General features: G+C 74.7%; 13 protein-coding genes and 1 riboswitch. Of the genes, 5 read left to right on the top strand and 8 right to left on the bottom strand.

Annotation, left to right across the window (positions count from 1 at the left end; all coding sequences use genetic code 11):
* Together OCU29_RS11610 and OCU29_RS11605 are read left to right on the top strand one after the other, a co-directional pair.
* Positions 1 to 1,497, top strand: coding sequence for a NuoM family protein (locus OCU29_RS11610; RefSeq protein WP_261820057.1), 1,497 nt, complete (start codon positions 1 to 3; stop codon positions 1,495 to 1,497).
* Positions 1,498 to 1,522: 25 nt separating this feature from the next.
* Positions 1,523 to 2,929: an NADH-quinone oxidoreductase subunit N gene (locus tag OCU29_RS11605; RefSeq protein WP_261820056.1), complete on the top strand. Its 1,407-nt coding sequence runs from the start codon at positions 1,523 to 1,525 to the stop codon at positions 2,927 to 2,929.
* A 17-nt stretch (positions 2,930 to 2,946) separates the two neighbouring features.
* Here the strand turns inward: OCU29_RS11605 and OCU29_RS11600 are convergent, their stop codons facing one another.
* The 4 genes from OCU29_RS11600 to OCU29_RS11585 all read right to left on the bottom strand — a co-directional run bounded on the left by OCU29_RS11600 (position 2,947) and on the right by OCU29_RS11585 (position 7,113).
* A complete protein-coding gene (locus tag OCU29_RS11600) occupies positions 2,947 to 3,594 on the bottom strand; it encodes a DUF305 domain-containing protein (protein WP_261820055.1) in 648 nt (215 codons plus the stop codon).
* 48 nt (positions 3,595 to 3,642) lie between these two features.
* Entirely contained in the window at positions 3,643 to 5,397 is a 1,755-nt protein-coding gene (locus OCU29_RS11595) for a peptidoglycan recognition protein (RefSeq protein WP_261820054.1), read from the bottom strand.
* A gap of 59 nt (positions 5,398 to 5,456) precedes the next feature.
* On the bottom strand, positions 5,457 to 6,092 hold the full coding sequence (locus OCU29_RS11590; RefSeq protein ID WP_261820053.1) for a VC0807 family protein: 636 nt from the start codon (positions 6,090 to 6,092) through the stop codon (positions 5,457 to 5,459).
* Positions 6,093 to 6,267: 175 nt separating this feature from the next.
* Positions 6,268 to 7,113, bottom strand: coding sequence for a potassium channel family protein (locus OCU29_RS11585; RefSeq protein WP_261820052.1), 846 nt, complete (start codon positions 7,111 to 7,113; stop codon positions 6,268 to 6,270).
* 207 nt (positions 7,114 to 7,320) lie between these two features.
* Here OCU29_RS11585 and OCU29_RS11580 point away from each other — a divergent pair, with 207 nt between their 5' ends.
* The gene (locus OCU29_RS11580) at positions 7,321 to 8,190 is read left to right on the top strand and encodes a F510_1955 family glycosylhydrolase (protein WP_261820051.1); all 870 of its coding nucleotides are present in this window, start codon (positions 7,321 to 7,323) and stop codon (positions 8,188 to 8,190) included.
* A gap of 15 nt (positions 8,191 to 8,205) precedes the next feature.
* Here OCU29_RS11580 and OCU29_RS11575 read toward each other — a convergent pair whose 3' ends face one another.
* The 4 genes from OCU29_RS11575 to OCU29_RS11560 all read right to left on the bottom strand — a co-directional run bounded on the left by OCU29_RS11575 (position 8,206) and on the right by OCU29_RS11560 (position 13,372).
* Entirely contained in the window at positions 8,206 to 8,817 is a 612-nt protein-coding gene (locus OCU29_RS11575) for a cysteine hydrolase family protein (RefSeq protein ID WP_261820050.1), read from the bottom strand.
* Positions 8,818 to 8,861: 44 nt separating this feature from the next.
* Positions 8,862 to 8,926, bottom strand: a riboswitch (guanidine-III (ykkC-III) riboswitch).
* 24 nt (positions 8,927 to 8,950) lie between these two features.
* A complete protein-coding gene (locus OCU29_RS11570; protein ID WP_261820049.1) occupies positions 8,951 to 9,757 on the bottom strand; it encodes a DUF3152 domain-containing protein in 807 nt (268 codons plus the stop codon).
* 254 nt (positions 9,758 to 10,011) lie between these two features.
* Positions 10,012 to 12,696, bottom strand: a complete 2,685-nt coding sequence (locus tag OCU29_RS11565) for an HAD-IC family P-type ATPase (RefSeq protein WP_261820048.1) — start codon at positions 12,694 to 12,696, stop codon at positions 10,012 to 10,014.
* Between the two features lie 76 nt (positions 12,697 to 12,772).
* Entirely contained in the window at positions 12,773 to 13,372 is a 600-nt protein-coding gene (locus tag OCU29_RS11560; protein WP_261820047.1) for a hypothetical protein, read from the bottom strand.
* Positions 13,373 to 13,545: 173 nt separating this feature from the next.
* Between OCU29_RS11560 and OCU29_RS11555 the strand changes: the two genes are divergently transcribed.
* Complete coding sequence (locus OCU29_RS11555) at positions 13,546 to 14,265, top strand: response regulator transcription factor (RefSeq protein ID WP_261820046.1); 720 nt, start codon at positions 13,546 to 13,548, stop codon at positions 14,263 to 14,265.
* Position 14,266: 1 nt separating this feature from the next.
* On the top strand, positions 14,267 to 15,733 hold the full coding sequence (locus OCU29_RS11550) for a cell wall metabolism sensor histidine kinase WalK (protein ID WP_261820045.1): 1,467 nt from the start codon (positions 14,267 to 14,269) through the stop codon (positions 15,731 to 15,733).
* Positions 15,734 to 15,768 lie beyond the last annotated feature (35 nt).

The raw sequence follows: 15,768 nt of genomic DNA, 5'->3' as shown, positions 1-15,768 counted from the left end.
GTGCTCTCCGTCCTGGTGCTCCTCCCCCTGCTCGCCGCGGCGCTGCTGCTGGTCCCCGGGGTCCCCGACCGGTGGGCCCGGTGGGCCTTCGTGGGCGTCACGCTCGTCGAGGTGGTCCTGGCCGCCGTGCTCTGGGCGCGCTTCGAGGACCCCGGCGTCAACGGCCTCGCCTTCGAGCAGCAGGTCTCGTGGATCCCCGGCCTCGGCGCCAGCTACCACGTCGGCCTCGACGGGCTGTCCCTCGCCCTGGTCGTGATGACGTGCGTGGTCTTCGCCGCGTGCGCGGTCTACGCGCTGGGCGACGAGCAGCGACCGCGGCTCCAGGCGGCGCTGTTCCTGGCGCTGGAGACCACCTGCCTGGGGGTCTTCGCCGCCGCCGACCTGATCGTCTTCTTCCTCTTCTTCGACCTCTCGATCGTGGGCATGTACCTCGCGATCCACGGCTGGGGGCACGGCGACCGGGCCCGTTCGGCCCTGCAGTTCTTCCTCTACACCTTCCTGGGCTCCTTGGCGCTGCTGCTGGGCTTCATCGGCCTGTACGTCGCCTCCGAGCCGCGCACCTTCGACATGGTCGAGCTGGCGGCCTCCCCGCCGCTGCAGGGCAGCGGGGCCACCGGCGTCCTCGTGCTGGGGGCGGTGCTGCTGGGCCTGGCCATCAAGACCCCGACCGTGCCCTTCCACACCTGGCTGCCGCCGGCCCACACCGACGCGCCGGCGATCGGGTCGGCCGTGCTGGCGGGCGTGATGCTCAAGCTCGGCACCTACGGCTTCGTGCGGATCGCGATGCCGATGCTCCCCGACGCCTGGCGCGCCTGGGCGCCGGTGCTCGTGGTCGTCGGCATCGTCTCGGTGCTGTGGGGCGCGCTGGTGGCGCTCGCCCAGAGCGACCTGAAGCGGATGATCGCCTACACCTCGGTCAACCACATGGGCTACGTCGTGCTCGCGGTCGGTGCGGCGGGGATGATCGCCGACGGCACGGCCGACGCCGAGGCCGCACGCACCACCGCGGTCACCGGCGCGGCCACCCAGATGGTCAGCCACGGCCTGCTGACCAGTGCGCTCTTCCTGCTGGCCGGGGTGGTCTGGAGCCGACGCGGCAGCTACGCCCTCGCCGAGTACGGCGGCCTGGCCCGCCCCGCCCCGCGCTTCGCCGCCCTCCTCGTGCTGGCGGCCCTGGGCTCGTTGGGCCTGCCCGGTCTCTCCGGCTTCATCGCCGAGCTGCAGGTCTTCGCCGGCTCGATCGCCGTCGTCCCCTGGAGCGCGGTGGCCCTGCTGGGCATCCTGCTGATGACGGCGGTGCTGCTGCGCGCGCTGCAGCAGCTGCTCACCGGCCCGGTGCACGGGCTCGCCGAGGGCTTCGCCGACGTCCGGGCCCGCGAGGGGCTGCCGGTCGCGGTGCTGCTCGCGCTGGCCGTGGTGGTCGGCCTGGCGCCCCGGCCGCTGCTCGACCTGCTGGAGCCGGCGGCCGCGGCCGCGGCGGCCCTGGTGGCCCGGTGAGCCGGCGGGTGCGCGTGCGATGAGCATGACGTCGAGCGTCGTGGCGCTGCTGCCCGAGCTGGTGCTGCTGCTGGGCGCGGTGGGGTGCCTGCTGCTGGGCTCGTGGACCCCCCGACGACGGCAGGGCCGCGTCCGCGGGGTCGCTGCCCTGGTGGTCCTCGGCTTCCTCGCCGCGACCGTCCGGGGGCTGCTGGCGCCGAGCACGACGGCGTTCTCGGACACGTTCGCCGTCGACGAGGTCACCGGGCTGCTCCGGGTGGTGGTCGGTCTCGCGCTCCTGGGGCTGCTGGTGCTGGCCGGCGACGAGGTCGCCGGGCACCCGCGCGAGAGCGAGGTCTACGTCCTGCTGCTGCTCGGGGCCGACGGGGTGCTGATCGTGGGCGGGAGCACCGACCTGGCCGTGCTGGTGGTCGGCTTCCTCCTGGCCAGCATCCCGCTCTACGGGCTGATCGGGCTGTCCACCGCGTCCACGGCGCCGGAGGCGGCGCTGAAGACCTACCTCGTCGGTGCCCTGTCGGGGATCGTGCTGATGCTCGGGGCGGCCGTGCTCCACGGCCTGGCCGGCAGCACGGCGTACGCCGACCTCGACGCGGGGGTCACCGCTGCCCCCACAGCGGCCGGGGCCGCAGGTGTGGTGCTGGTCCTGGTGGGCCTGCTGTTCAAGGCCGGGGCCGTGCCCGCCCACTTCTGGGTGCCCGACGCCGTGCAGGGCTCGTGGGTCACCAGCGCCGCCTTCCTCACCACCGTGCCCAAGCTGGGCGCGGTGGTGGCGATCATGCGGCTGCTCGACGCGCTGCCCCGCCAGGACGTGTGGCCCGCCCTGGTGGCTGTCCTGGCCGCGGTCAGCATGAGCGTGGGCAACCTCGCCGCCCTCACGCAGGACGACGTGCGCCGCCTGCTGGGCTGGTCGACGATCAGCCAGGTCGGCTACCTGCTCGCCGTGGTCGCGGCCGTCCCCGCCGTCGACCGGGCCCGCCCCACGCTGCTGCTCTTCCTCGCCGGCTACGCCGTGACCAACCTGGCCTGCTTCGCCGTGCTCCGGGCGGAGCCCGGCCGCGTGCGGGTCGAGCAGTGGCAGGGTGCGGCCCGGCGCCGGCCCGCCCTCACCGCCGCACTCGGGGTCTCGCTGCTGGGCCTCGTCGGCACGCCCCCGACCGCGGTCTTCGTGGCGAAGGTGCTGACGATCGCGGTCACCTGGGAGGCCGGGCTGGCCTGGCTGGCGGTGCTGGTCGCGGCCAACACGGTGCTGAGCCTGGCCTACTACCTCCGGTGGCTGGCGGTCTGCCTGGCCCGGCCCGAGGGCGACGCGGCGCGGACCGCCGACGCGCGCACCCGACCAGGACGTGCACCCGCGGCGCTGGCCGTGGGATGCGCCGGCGCCGCGGTGCTGCTCGGCCTCGTGGCGGGCCCGGTGCTGGCGCTGGCCGGGTGACCCGTCACCCGCCGCCCTCAGCCGAGCAGCTCCTCCATGGCCTCGATCTCGGCGCTCTGCGAGGTGATGACCGACTCGGCGAGGGCGACCGCGTCGGGGTGCAGCCCCTCCGCGACCTCCGTCTCGGCCATCTCGACCGCGCCCTCGTGGTGCTCGGTCATCATCTCCAGCCACAGCTGCTCGAACTCGGCGTCGTCGGCCTCGCGCAGCTCCTGCATCTCCTCGCTCGTCATCATCCCGGTCATGGCCTCACCCATGGCCTCGTCGTCCTCCATGTCGTGCGACCCGCCGTCGTGGCCGGCGTTGGCGTGGTCGAGCCCGGTCTCGGGCACCGGCTCGCCCCAGGTGGTCAGCCACTCGGTCATGGTCTGCACCTCCGGCACCTGCGCCTCCCGGATGTCGGTCATGAGTGCGGCGATCTCGGGATCGACGTCGCGTCCCTCCGCCAGCACGACCATCTCGACGGCCTGCGCGTGGTGCGGGATCATCTGCGTCGCGAACTCGACGTCGGCGTCGTTGAACTGCGAGCCGTCGCGCGCCGTGCGAGCGGTGTCGTCCGGCTCCTCGTCCGTGCCGCCGCAGGCGGCAGCGCCGAGGAGGAGGCCGGTGAGGGCCACGGCCCCGAGGACGCGACGGACGGGGCGGGGGGATCGGGTGGCGGTCACTCCCCCAGCCTAGGAATCAGTCCCAACCGCTCGACGCCCGAGTCCCCCTCAGGCGTCGTCGACCTGCACCCGGACCTCCCCGCGCGCGGGGTTGCAGGCCCGGTCGCCGGCGTAGGTGACTGTCACCAGGCGGTCGCCCGCCTTGATCGGCTTGCGGGCGCCGAAGGTGGCCCGCAGCCTGCCGTCGCGCAGCGCGACCTGGTCGGAGCGTCCGCTGACCGTCACCGTCACCCGACCGGTGGGCACGACGTCGACGCCCTGCGCCGGCACCAGGTCGGCCTTGACGACCACCTTGCCGCGGCGCGAGCGTGCCGAGACCACGACCTTGACCGGGATGGTGACCCGGCCGGCGTTGACGACGTCCTGCGCCGCCTCGGCCCCCGGACTGGTCGCGCGCACCAGGGCGCTGATCTCGCTGCCCAGGTCGTCCTCGGTGCAGCGGTAGCGCAGCCCGGTCGCGCCGCTGATCGCCTTGCCGGCGCGGCGCCACTGCACGCTGACCTTGGCCCCCGAGGGGTCGTAGGCGCCGGGGTCCACCTCGAGCCGCTTGCCCGGGCGGGTGCGCCCGCTCACCGACGGCCGGCGGGTGGCGCGCACCTTCTTGTCGGCGTTGCGGTACCTCTCGACGATGCGGTGCGCGTCGGAGCGCACGTCGGGCAGGCGCGCGTAGAGCAGCTTGCCGGGGCAGGCGGTGTCGTTGGTGTCGCGGTGCCCGTCGATGATCCGCAGCGTCGCCACGGTGCCGGCGCGGTACCGGTCGCTGCCCTCGGAGCGGACCTTGATCTTGCCGCGCGGGCGACGGGCGTACTGGTCGAGCTTCCAGGCGGCCAGGTCTGCCAGCGCGCCCAGCATCGCCTTCGACGGGCCGGTGACCTCGTAGTTGCCGATCGCCGCGACCCCGGTCGAGGTGGCGTTGAAGCCGAGCGTGTGGGCGCCGCGCACCGGCTTGGCCACGCCCCCGGCACGGCCCTCCCAGAGCCGGCCGTACTTGTCGACCAGGAAGTTGTAGGCGATGTCGCTCCAGCCCAGGTTCTGGGTGTGGTAGCGGTAGAAGCCGCGGATCAGCGCGGGCACGTCGGTGCGCGAGTAGTCGTTGCCGCTCGCGGTGTGGTGCACGTGCAGCTGCTCGATCGTGGAGTTGTAGCGCGGGGAGCCGTTGCGCCACGACTCGGTGGCGCCCCAGCTCTTGCGGCTGCGGATCGTCGGCTTGGGCACGGGGTCGCCCTCGCGGGCGGCGGTGCTGCGCCCGGCCACCAGCGAGGTGGGGACCTCGTCGGCGTCGGCGGCGCGCGGCTGGGGGTGCAACAGCACCAGCGTCAGGTCCCGGGGCCGGGTGCCGCCGACCTGCACCTGCACGCCCTCCGCGGCCCCCACCCAGCGCAGGTGCGTGCCGCGCACGGCGGTCTCCTCGGCGTCGTCGGGGTCGGGGTGGTCGTCGAGGGCCGGCAGCACCTGCCACTGGCCCCAGCTGCCGGCGACCTTGGAGCGCACCGACACCTCCGCGGTGCTCTCGCCGCGCCAGGTCGCGGCCACCATCGAGTGCACCGAGGTGGGCAGCGCCCGGGTCGTCCAGCGCGCCTGGGCGGAGCGGGTGAGCAGCGAGTCGTCGAGGCGCACCTCGAGCGCCTTGACGTCCGACCCGCTGTCGGCCGAGAGGTCGAGGGCTCCGCCGGGCTGCTCGCGGGGATCGTCGGGCTGGGAAGAGGGGTCGAGGCGCACGGCGACCCCGACCGCGCCGACGGCGACGCCGCCGACGACGGCCGCCTTCACGAGGGAACGTCGGTGGGTGGGCTCGGGGGGCATGCGCCGATTGTGCCGAGCCCGGGACCCCGATCCGGGGAGGCACGACGGAGCGGGTGCTCCTAGGAGGCCGGGACGGTCTCCGCTGCAGGCTCCGGCGCAGCCTCGAGGGTCTCGCCGCAGTGGGCGAACAGCCCCTCCTGGCGCGCGACGTACGCCGCCAGCGCCACGGTCAGCACGGCGGCCAGCACGTTGACGACCAGCATCAGGATGCTCTTGACGAGCACGAACGTCTCCAGGGACTGCGACTGCAGCAGCCACAGCGTCGCGCTCGCCTTGGCCAGCCCCAGCCCGGCCCACAGCGCGGTCAGGTGCCAGAACAACCGGCGCACCCGCGGGCGCATCGCCAGCTCGTGGTCCATCGGGTAGAAGTCGCCGGCCAGCCGCGCCACCATCGGGCGGGCGCTGGCCAGGGAGAGCGCGAAGAGCAGCGCCACGACCCCGTCGCTGATCACCGGCTGCAGGAAGTAGAGCCACGCGCTGTCGGCGACCAGCGAGAGCGCCGTGCGCCCCGTGAGCAGGATCGCGGTCAGCCACAGCAGCCCCGAGGCGCGGCGCCGGGTCACCACCCGCCACCCGATGGCGCCGTACGACCAGGCGAGCGCGGCACCGATGGCGGTCCACACGCCGGCGAGGGCGAAGACGCCGTAGAACAGCACGGCGGGCACGACGACCGCGACGAGCAGGCTCTGGGCCACGCGGCGCACCACGTCGGACAGAGCGGGACGGACAGCGGGCAACTGGGCGGGCGTGGCCAAGGGGACCGGTTCCTGCCGGCAGGCGCGCCGGGCTTGCTCGAGGAAGCCGCAGCACGGGCAGGGAGCCCGTTCACCGCGACGGGGCAGCGAGGCCACCGTACCGCGGACAACGCGATCAGTGGTGGTCGTGCCCAGGCTCCACCTCGAGCGCGGCCAGGACACCCCGACGGTCCCGGGGCAGGCCGAACTGGGCTGCGAGCACGGAGGCCAGCTGGTCGAGCGCCTCGTCCAGCGTCCGCGAGGCGACGCTCCGGCGCGCGTCGCCACCCGGGTCGCCCAGCGCCGAGACGACGGAGTCCAGCCCGGCCACGAGCCTGCCGAGCCCCAGTCTCGGGTCGCTCTCGAGGAAGTAGAACGTCTCGGAGTTCTGCACCAGGTCGACCGTCACCCCGCTGAGGCTGGCGCTCCAGTCGCGCAGCTGCTCGTCGGTGACCTCGGCGGGGTCGGCCACCCGGAGCGCCGAGTCCACCTCGAGCGCGAGGGAGCGACGCCTGGCCAGCGCCGGGTAGATCTGGCTGACCCAGCCGATGGCGGCGGTCAGGACACCGAAGCCGAGGAGCCCTTGGAGAGGGGTCAGCAGACGCACCCAGGGCTGGGTGAGCACGATGTCGCCGAGCCCCAGCGTCGCGAGCGCGACCGAGGACAGGTAGAGCGCGTCCTCGACGCCGCCGGTGCTCGGCACGCCGTGGCCGTACGTCGCGCCGTCCGGCAGCCAGGGCAGGTACACCAGGGCGAACCCGACCACGAGCATGGCCACCCAGACCACGATGGTCGCGGCCACGGCCGACGGTCCGGCGAGGAGCCTTGCCCGCCGGCCGGCCCGCGAGCCCACGGCCCAGAGCCCGGCGCAGATCTTGGCGCTGAACGCGCCGTGGTCACCGGGGTGGAAGAGGGTGTGGAAGACGTCACGCAGCGCAAGCAGCACCAGGGCCGCGCCCGCGATGACCGAGACGAACGACATCCCACCACTCTAGGTCGGTCTTTCTTGACCGACCTTGGTAGAGCTCGTCGGGGTCGGGGTCGGCACGTGCCACGACCTCGCGCAGGGCCGCCAGGTCGTCGGCCGTCAGCTGCTCGACGAAGCGCGGCGTGACTCTCGTGCGACCCCGTGGGCCACCGCCTGGTGGCTACGATCCTTCTTCGCAGTCTCCACCAGGAAGGCCGACCGATGCCCACCTCGCTGGCCCACCGGCGCCTCGTGCGCCGGCCCCTGCTCACCGCCGCCACGCTCGTCCTCGTCCCGTTGCTCGCCGCGTGCGGCAGCGACCAGGAGGGCGGGCGCGCTGCGGAGTTCGCCCCGGACCACGTGCACGGCCTGGCGGAGGAGCCCGGCACGGGCCGGCTCCTGGTGGCCACCCACGACGGCCTCTTCGCGCTGGGCGACGGGGACCGCACCCCGTCCCCCGTCGGCCACTCGAGGACCGACCTCATGGGCTTCACCGTCGGTCCCGACGGCGACTTCTTCGCCAGTGGCCACCCGGGTCCCGGCGAGGAAGGGCCGGCGGCGGTCGGGCTGATCACGTCCGCCGATGCGGGCGAGACCTGGCAGGGGGTCTCGCTGGCCGGCGAGGCAGACTTCCACGCCCTCGACGCGGCCGACGGCTCGCTCTACGGGGTCGACGGCGCCGTGCGCCTGCTGCGCAGCGCGGACGGGGGGCTGACCTGGACCGAGAGCTCGCTGCCCGAGCCCGTCGCCGACGTGGCTGTCGACCCGACCACCGAGGCGCTGGTGGCCACCAGCGAGGCCGGACCGCTGCTGAGCACCGACGGGGGTGAGAACTTCGACCTGCTGCGGGACGCCCCGGTCCTGGTGCTGGTGGACTGGACGCAGGACGGCGGTCTCGTCGGCGTCTCACCCTCGGGGCAGGTGCACACCACCGACGACGCCACGGGCGGCTGGTCGGCCCGGGCTGGGCTGGAGGGTGCCGTGCAGGCGCTGACCACCACGGCGTCCGGTGCGATCTACGTCTCGACGCACGCCGAGCTGCTGCGCAGCGACGACGGCGGGAGCAGCTTCAGCACCGTCGCCTCCTACTGAGCCGGGCCGCCGGGCTCACCGGGCGAGGTCCGCGAAGGCAGTCATGACCTCCTCGGACGAACGCCGCGCCCCGGTCTGCAGGTACTCCATCGCGCGCAGCGCCGCCTCGTGCGCCTCGAGGCCCGAGCCGGCCACGCAGTCCTCGACCACGCGGCAGAAGTAGTCGTGCTGGTGGGCGTCGACGAACGTGTAGTGCACGCACACGTCGGTGTGGCCCCCGACCAGCAGCAGCGTCTCGGCGCGCAGCCCCTTGAGCAGGATCTCCAGCTCGGTGCCGAAGAAGCACGAGTAGCGGCGCTTGCGGATCACGTAGTCGTCGGGGCGCACCCCGAGCGCGGCGGCGATCTCGGTGCCCGGGTCGCCCTCCAGCAGGTGGACCCCCTCGGCCCCGTCGAGCTCCCGGCCGAAGTCGACCAGGTCGCGGCGGTGGGCCTCCTGGAAGAACACCACCGGGACCCCGCACTCGCGGGCGCGGGCGACCAGCGCCGGCACCCGGTCCATCGCCTCGGCGTAGCCGGGCATGAACGGGATCGCCGACTCCTCGCCCTCGGCGGCACCGCCGCCCTGGATGTCGATGACGACGAGGACCGGCCGGCCCTCGATGAGCTGTCGCTGCTGCTGGGACATCTCGCCTCCTGGTGAGTCGCGACAGCCGGCCACGCCCGCTGTCGCGTGCGTCGTCGTCGGTCCGGGTACGGCGCGTCTCGTCCGGACGCCGCCGGGGACCGGCGACGTGCCGCGACCCTACAACGTCACGGCCTCAGGGGTAGGGCCACGCGTTGGGGACACACCCGTCGAGGCGCACCGTCTGCTGCAGCATCACCGGCGCCGGCAGCCCGGCGCCCGGGCAGGAGGCGTGACCGTTGCCGAGCGCGTGCCCGACCTCGTGGTTGACCACGTAGCGGCGGTAGCCGCGCAGACCGCCGTCGTACGCCAGCGCGCCCTCCACCCAGCGCACGGCGTTGAGGGCGACGACTCCCCCGTTGCGGCAGGACAGCTCGCCGCGGGTGTTGAGCGGGGCGCACAGCCGGTCGGTGGTGGCGGGGGTGGCCACCAGGATGCGCAGGTCGGGGTCGGTGGCGGTGGGCTCCAGCACGCCCGGCTCGCCGCGCACCCAGCTGCGCGGGTCGCGCAGGATGGCGTGCACCGTCTCGGCGACCTGCGCGGCGTCGATGCCCGCGGCGGCCAGCCCCCGCTCGACCTCGACCGTGTACGTCGTGCGCGTGCCCGCCGGCGGGGCCTGCTCGACCGGGGCGACGTCGAAGGTGCCGGGGCCGGCGTGGGGCACCGGCTCGGGCTCGGGCTCGGGTGCCGGCAGCGGGTCGCGCCCGCGCAACGGGTCGCCCACCCCGGCCCCTGCCGCCCGGGCGTCCGCGGCGGGGCGCGTGGGCTCGACCGAGGTGGGAGCGGGGGTCTCCTCGGCGACCGAGGTCTCGGCACCGACCGGGCCGAGCATCGCGACCGCGCCGAGCACGAGTGCGCCTGCGGCCCCCAGCCCGACCACGACGCGGCGGCGGCGCGACCGTGGCGGCGTACGCCGTGGCGCGCGGTGGCGGGCGCTGCTCACGTGTCGCCGACCTCCCTGCCGCCTCGGCACGGGGCCCCGACGGCCCCCCGCTCCGCGTCATCCTAGGCAGCGCCCACCCGCCCCGACCACCGGCCTCCGCCCCCCCCCCCTGAGGCTGCGCCCCGGCCCCCGAAGTTTCATCGGGCACCCGACGGAACTGGCGCCGCCATACTGATGCTTCGTGCAGGAGGCGCGAGTTCCATCGGGCACCCGATGAAACTCCCGCGGCCCCGATCAGAACACGTTCTAGGCACTCAGGGCCGGGCGGAGGCCGCGGAGCGCCGCCACCTCAGCTTGTCGAGCTCGACGACGACGGTGGCGGCGACCGCGACCAGCACGATCCGCATCCACACCCCCGCGTCGATGGGGGCGGTGTGGAAGAGGGCGTTCATGGCCGGGAGGTAGGTCAGGGCGGCCTGCAGCACGACCTGCACCGCGACCCCGACCAGCAGCCACCGGTTGCCGAGCAGGCCGCTGCGCCACAGCGGGCGCACCAGGGAGCGGCAGCTGAAGAGGTAGAAGGCCTCCACGGTGACGAAGACGTTGATCGCCGCGGTGCGGCTGACCTCCAGCGACGCGCCCTGGGCCAGCTCGTGGTCGAAGACCCACCGCGAGCCGACCACCAGCAGCGCCGAGACCAGCAGCGTGCGCAGCACCACCGGGGCGCTGAGCAGCGAGCGGCGCGGGTCGCGGGGCGGACGGGTCATGATGCCGTCCTCCTTCGGCTCGAAGGCCAGCATCAGCCCGAGCGCCACCGCGGTGGTCATGTTGATCCACAGGATCTGCGTCGGCAGGATCGGCAGGCTGGTCCCGAGCAGGATCGCCACCAGGATCACCAGGCCCTCCCCCATGTTGGTGGGCAGCGTCCAGACGATGAACTTGGTGATGTTGTCGAAGACCCCGCGCCCCTCCTCGACCGCGGCCTCGATGGTCGCGAAGTCGTCGTCGGTGAGCACCACGTCGCCCGCGTCCTTGGCCACCTCGGTGCCGCTGCGGCCCATCGCGACCCCCACGTCGGCCCGCTTGAGGGCCGGGGCGTCGTTGACGCCGTCGCCGGTCATCGCGACCACGTGCCGGCGGGCCTGCAGCGCCTCGACGATGCGCAGCTTCTGGCCCGGGCTCACCCGCGCGAAGACCGACGCCCGCTCCACCGCCTCCCCGACGAGCTCGTCGTCCAGCGCCTCGACCTCCGCCCCGCTCAGCACGGCGTGCCCGTCGCCGTCGCCGTCAAGGAGGCCGACCTGCCGTGCGATGGAGACCGCGGTGCCGGCGTGGTCGCCGGTGATCATCTTGACCTCGATGCCGGCCTCGCGGCAGCTGCGCACCGCCGCCGCGGCGGTGTCCCGGGGCGGGTCGAGCATGGCCTGCAGCCCGGTGAGGACGAGCGGGCGCCGGCCCGCCACCACGTCCGCCAGGGCGTCGGGGCCGGCGTCGTCGAGCAGCGCGGTGGCCAGCACCCGCATGCCCTGCGCGGCGAGGGCGTGGGCCGCGGCGAGCACCGGCTCGGCGGCCAACGGCGCCGGGGTGCCGTCGGGGCCCAGCTGCTGCGAGCACAGCGCGAGCACCCGCTCGACCCCACCCTTGACCAGCACCACGTCACCGCCGGGGCGGCCACCGTCGGCGTGCCGGGTGGCCATGTACTGCCGCTCCGAGCTGAACGGCACGCTGTCCAGCCGCGGCAGCGCGTGCGGGGCGGCCCCGAGGTGACGGGCCACGAGGAGCATCGCGGTCTCGGTCGGGTCGCCGACCCCCTCGCCCGCCTCGGTCAGGGCGGCGTCGTTGCAGTTGGCGCCGGCCAGCAGGCACCACCACAGCGCCTGGTCGTCGCGCACCGCGGCCAGGGTGCCCGGTCCGGGCCGGTCGCCCACCTCGACCTCGCTGGAGGGCGACCACAGCAGCCGCACGCTCATCCGGTTCTGGGTCAGGGTGCCGGTCTTGTCCGAGCAGATGACGGTGGCCCCGCCCAGGGTCTCGACCGCCGGCAGGCGTCGTACGACGGCGCCGCGGCGTGCCATCCGCGAGACCCCGATGGCCAGAGTGATGGTCACCGCGGCGGGCAGCCCCTCGGGGATCGCACCCACCGCGAGGGCCACGGCCGCGGTGAACATCTCCGCGCCCGCCTCACCGCGTGCCACGCCGACCGCGAAGGTCAGCACCGCCAGGGCCAGCACGACCCCGGTCAGCCACGCGCTGAAGACCGCGAGCTTGCGGCTCAGCGGGGTGGCCAGGACCTCGGCGCCGCCGACCAGGCGGTGGATCTCGCCGACCTCGGTGCCGGCCCCGGTGGCCACGACCACCCCGCTGCCGGTGCCGGCGACCACCAGGGTGCCCGACCAGGCCATGTTGTTCCGGTCGGCCACCGGCGTGCGCCGCTCGACCACGCCGGGACGCTTGGGCACCGGCAGCGACTCCCCGGTGAGCGCCGACTCGTCGAGGCGCAGCTCGCTGCTGTCGACCAGCCGCAGGTCGGCCGGCACCTTGTCGCCGGCCTCGAGCAGCACCAGGTCGCCGGGCACGAGCTCCTCGGAGGCCACCTCGTGGCGCAGCCCGTCGCGGACCACCCGGGCCCGGGTGTGCACCATCGAGCGCAGCGCCTCGAGCGCCGCGTCGGCCTTCGACTCCTGCACGAAGCCGATGACGGCGTTGAGCACCACCACCCCGAAGATCACCGCCGAGTCGACCAGCTCGCGCAGCGCCAGGGTGACGAACCCCGAGACGACCAGCACGTAGACAAGCGGGTGGTGGAGCTGGCGCAGCAGCCGTCGCACGGGCCCGGCCGACACGGCCTGCGGCAGGCGGTTGGGGCCGTGGCGTGCCAGCCGGTCGCGGGCCTCGTCGCCGCGCAGGCCCAGGCGCGGGTCGCTGCCCAGCAGCAGCCACGCCTCCTCGGCGGGGAGGTCGTGGACCGTGCGCGCCTCGTCGACCGTCCCCGCACCCATGACCCCAGTCCAGCCGGGCGCGGGGACGCCCTCCAGTGCCGTTGGTCCCCAACCTCAGGACGTCAGGTCGTGCCGCTCACGTCGCGGTGCCCGGCTCGGTGGCGGCGGCCATGATCTGCACGGCGACGAGGTCACCGTCCCCGCTGGCGGCCGAGGCGAGCAGGAGGACCTGCTCGCCCTCGACGAGGTCGTCCGTCGTCGCGGCCTCGCCGCCCCGGACCACCACGGTCTGGTCGGTGGTGAGGTAGGTCTGGCTGCCGTCGGCGGTCTCCACCTCGATGCTCGAGGAGGACAGCGACCCGATCGTGCCCTCGACCCGCTCCCCGGACACGGCCCCGCCGCCGGGACCGCCGGGGACCCCACCGGGGCCGCCTCGACCGCCGCCGGGACCGGCGGCCACGTCGGGCTGGGTGGGCTGGGCGGGCTGGGCGGGCTGGGTGGCACCGACCGCGGTCTGCTCGGCGACCACGGCGGCGGCGGTGTCGTCCGAGCCCTGGACCGCCCCGACGACGCCCACCAGCGAGCCGCCGGCGACCACACCGGCCGCGACCAGCGCGGCGACGCGCCAGCGTGGCCCGCCACGGGTCTGGCTCGTCGGCCGCAGGGCGTCCTGCTGGTCGGGCTGCTCGGTGGGCTGCTCGGTGGTGGGCCCGCTCGGGTCCTGGGCGTCCGTCATGTCGGTGTCCTTTCCGGGGACGAGGAGGTGCGGTACGACGAGACTGGCCAGCGAGCCTGGAACCCACCCGCACCGGTCCTGGGAGGTCCCTGGCAAGCAACGGGGCCGAGGTTCACAGGAACCTCCCAGGTGGCCCACAGGCGCCGGCCGGGCGGGCGCGCCAGGATGAGCACGTGAACCAGACGCACACCACCCCGCCCGAGGCCCGGCTCCTGGTCGTCGACGACGAGCCCAACATCGTGGAGCTGCTGGCCGCGAGCCTGCGCTTCTCCGGCTTCGAGGTGCGCACCGCACCCGACGGCCGGGCCGCGCTGGAGGTGGCGCGCGAGTGGCGTCCCGACCTGGTCGTGCTCGACGTGATGATGCCCGAGATGGACGGCTTCGAGGTCGTGCGCCGGCTGCGCTCCGAGGGCCGCACCTACCCGGTGCTCTTCCTCACCGCCCGCGACGGCGCCGAGTCGAAGGTCCAGGGGCTGACCCTGGGCGGTGACGACTACGTGACCAAGCCCTTCAGCCTCGAGGAGGTCGTGGCCCGCATCCGCGCCGTGCTGCGGCGTACGACGCAGGGGGCCGCGACCGCGCCGTCGACGCGGTTCCGCTTCGAGGACATCGAGCTCGACGAGGACTCCCACCAGGTGTGGAAGGACGGCCATGAGGTCGCCCTGTCCCCCACCGAGTTCAAGCTGCTGCGCTACTTCCTGCAGAACCCGGGCCGGGTGCTGAGCAAGGCCCAGATCCTCGACCGGGTCTGGCAGTACGACTTCGGCGGCGACGCCAACGTCGTGGAGTCCTACGTGTCCTACCTGCGTCGCAAGGTCGACACCTCCGAGCCGCGGCTGCTGCACACCGTGCGCGGCGTCGGCTACGTGCTGCGCGTGCCGAGCGGTTCCTGAGGTGCGCGCCCTGGCCCGCCGGGTACCGCTGCGCCGGGCGCTGGTGGCGACCCTGCTGCTGCTGGTGACGCTCGCCCTGGTGGGCTCGGGGTTCGCCACCCACGCGACGCTGCGCGGCTACCTGCTGGAGCGGGTCGACGACCAGCTGCGCGGCGCCGCCCCGGTGGTGGCCGGCTCCGGCGGTGCCGACGAGACGCTGGAGCGCCGCCCGGGCCCCGGGGGTCGTGGACCGCTGCCCAGCGCCTTCGTGGTGCAGGTGGTCGACGGGTCCGGCGCCACCGTGGTCGGGCCCACGAGCAACCTGCTCGACGACGAGCCGCTCCCCGACCTGCCCGACGACCCCGAGGCCGGGCCGGACGGGACGAGCTTCACCGTCGCCGCGGTCAGCGGCGACGGCCAGTGGCGGGTGCGGGCGGTCGACGTCACCCTCTCCGACGGCACGCAGGGCACCCTGATGGTCGCCCAGAGCCTCGAGGACGTGCAGGGCATCCTCGACCGGTTGGTGCTGCTGCTCCTGGTCATCGGCGGCGTGACGGTCGCGGTGCTCGGCGCCGTGGGCTACCTGCTGGTCCGCGGCAGCCTCAAGCCGCTGCAGGACGTCGAGCGCACCGCGGCCAGGATCGCCGCCGGCGACCTGGGTGAGCGGGTGCCGCACGCCGACCCGCGCTCCGAGGTGGGCCAGCTCGCCGCGGCCCTCAACGTGATGCTGGCGCAGATCGAGTCGGCCTTCGCCGAGCGCGAGGCCGGCGAGCGGGCCGCCCGCGGCTCCGAGGAGCGGATGCGGCGCTTCGTGGCCGACGCCAGCCACGAGCTGCGGACCCCGCTGACGACCATCCGGGGCTTCGCCGAGCTCTACCGCCAGGGCGCGGTCAGCGACGACGACGGCGTACGTCGCCTGGTCGGGCGCATCGAGGGCGAGGCGGCCCGGATGGGCCTGCTCGTCGAGGACCTCCTGCTGCTGGCGCGCCTCGACCAGCAGCGCCCGCTGGCCCGCGAGCCCGTCGACCTGCTGGCGCTGACCACCGAGGCGGTCGAGAGCGCCCGGGCGGTGGCGCCGCAGCGGCCGCTGGCGCTCGAGGTCGGCGCGCTGGAGGGGCTGCCGGTCGTGCTCGGCGACGGCCCGCGGCTGCGGCAGGTCCTCGACAACCTCATCGGCAACGCGCTGCGCCACACCCCCGCCGACGCCCGGGTCACGGTCTCGGTCGGCACCCGTCATGACACCGGTGGGGAGCCGCGGGTGCGGGTCGAGGTCGCCGACGAGGGGCCCGGCATGGACCCCGACCACGCCGCCCGCGTCTTCGAGCGCTTCTACCGCGCCGACGAGTCCCGCAACCGCAACGACGGCGGCAGCGGGCTGGGCCTGGCCATCGCCAGCTCGCTGGTCCAGGCGCACGGCGGCAGCATCAGCGTCGACACCGCCCCCGGCCGCGGCGCCCGGTTCCGGGTCGACCTGCCTGCCGAGCGCTGAGCAGCGAGGCGGTCGGGCCCCGGCCAGGCCCCGGC

This window comes from Nocardioides sp. OK12 (assembly GCF_024341885.1).
Taxonomy (GTDB): Bacteria; Actinomycetota; Actinomycetes; order Propionibacteriales; family Nocardioidaceae; genus Nocardioides; species Nocardioides marinisabuli.
This window is presented reverse-complemented; position numbering and strand designations above follow the sequence as displayed.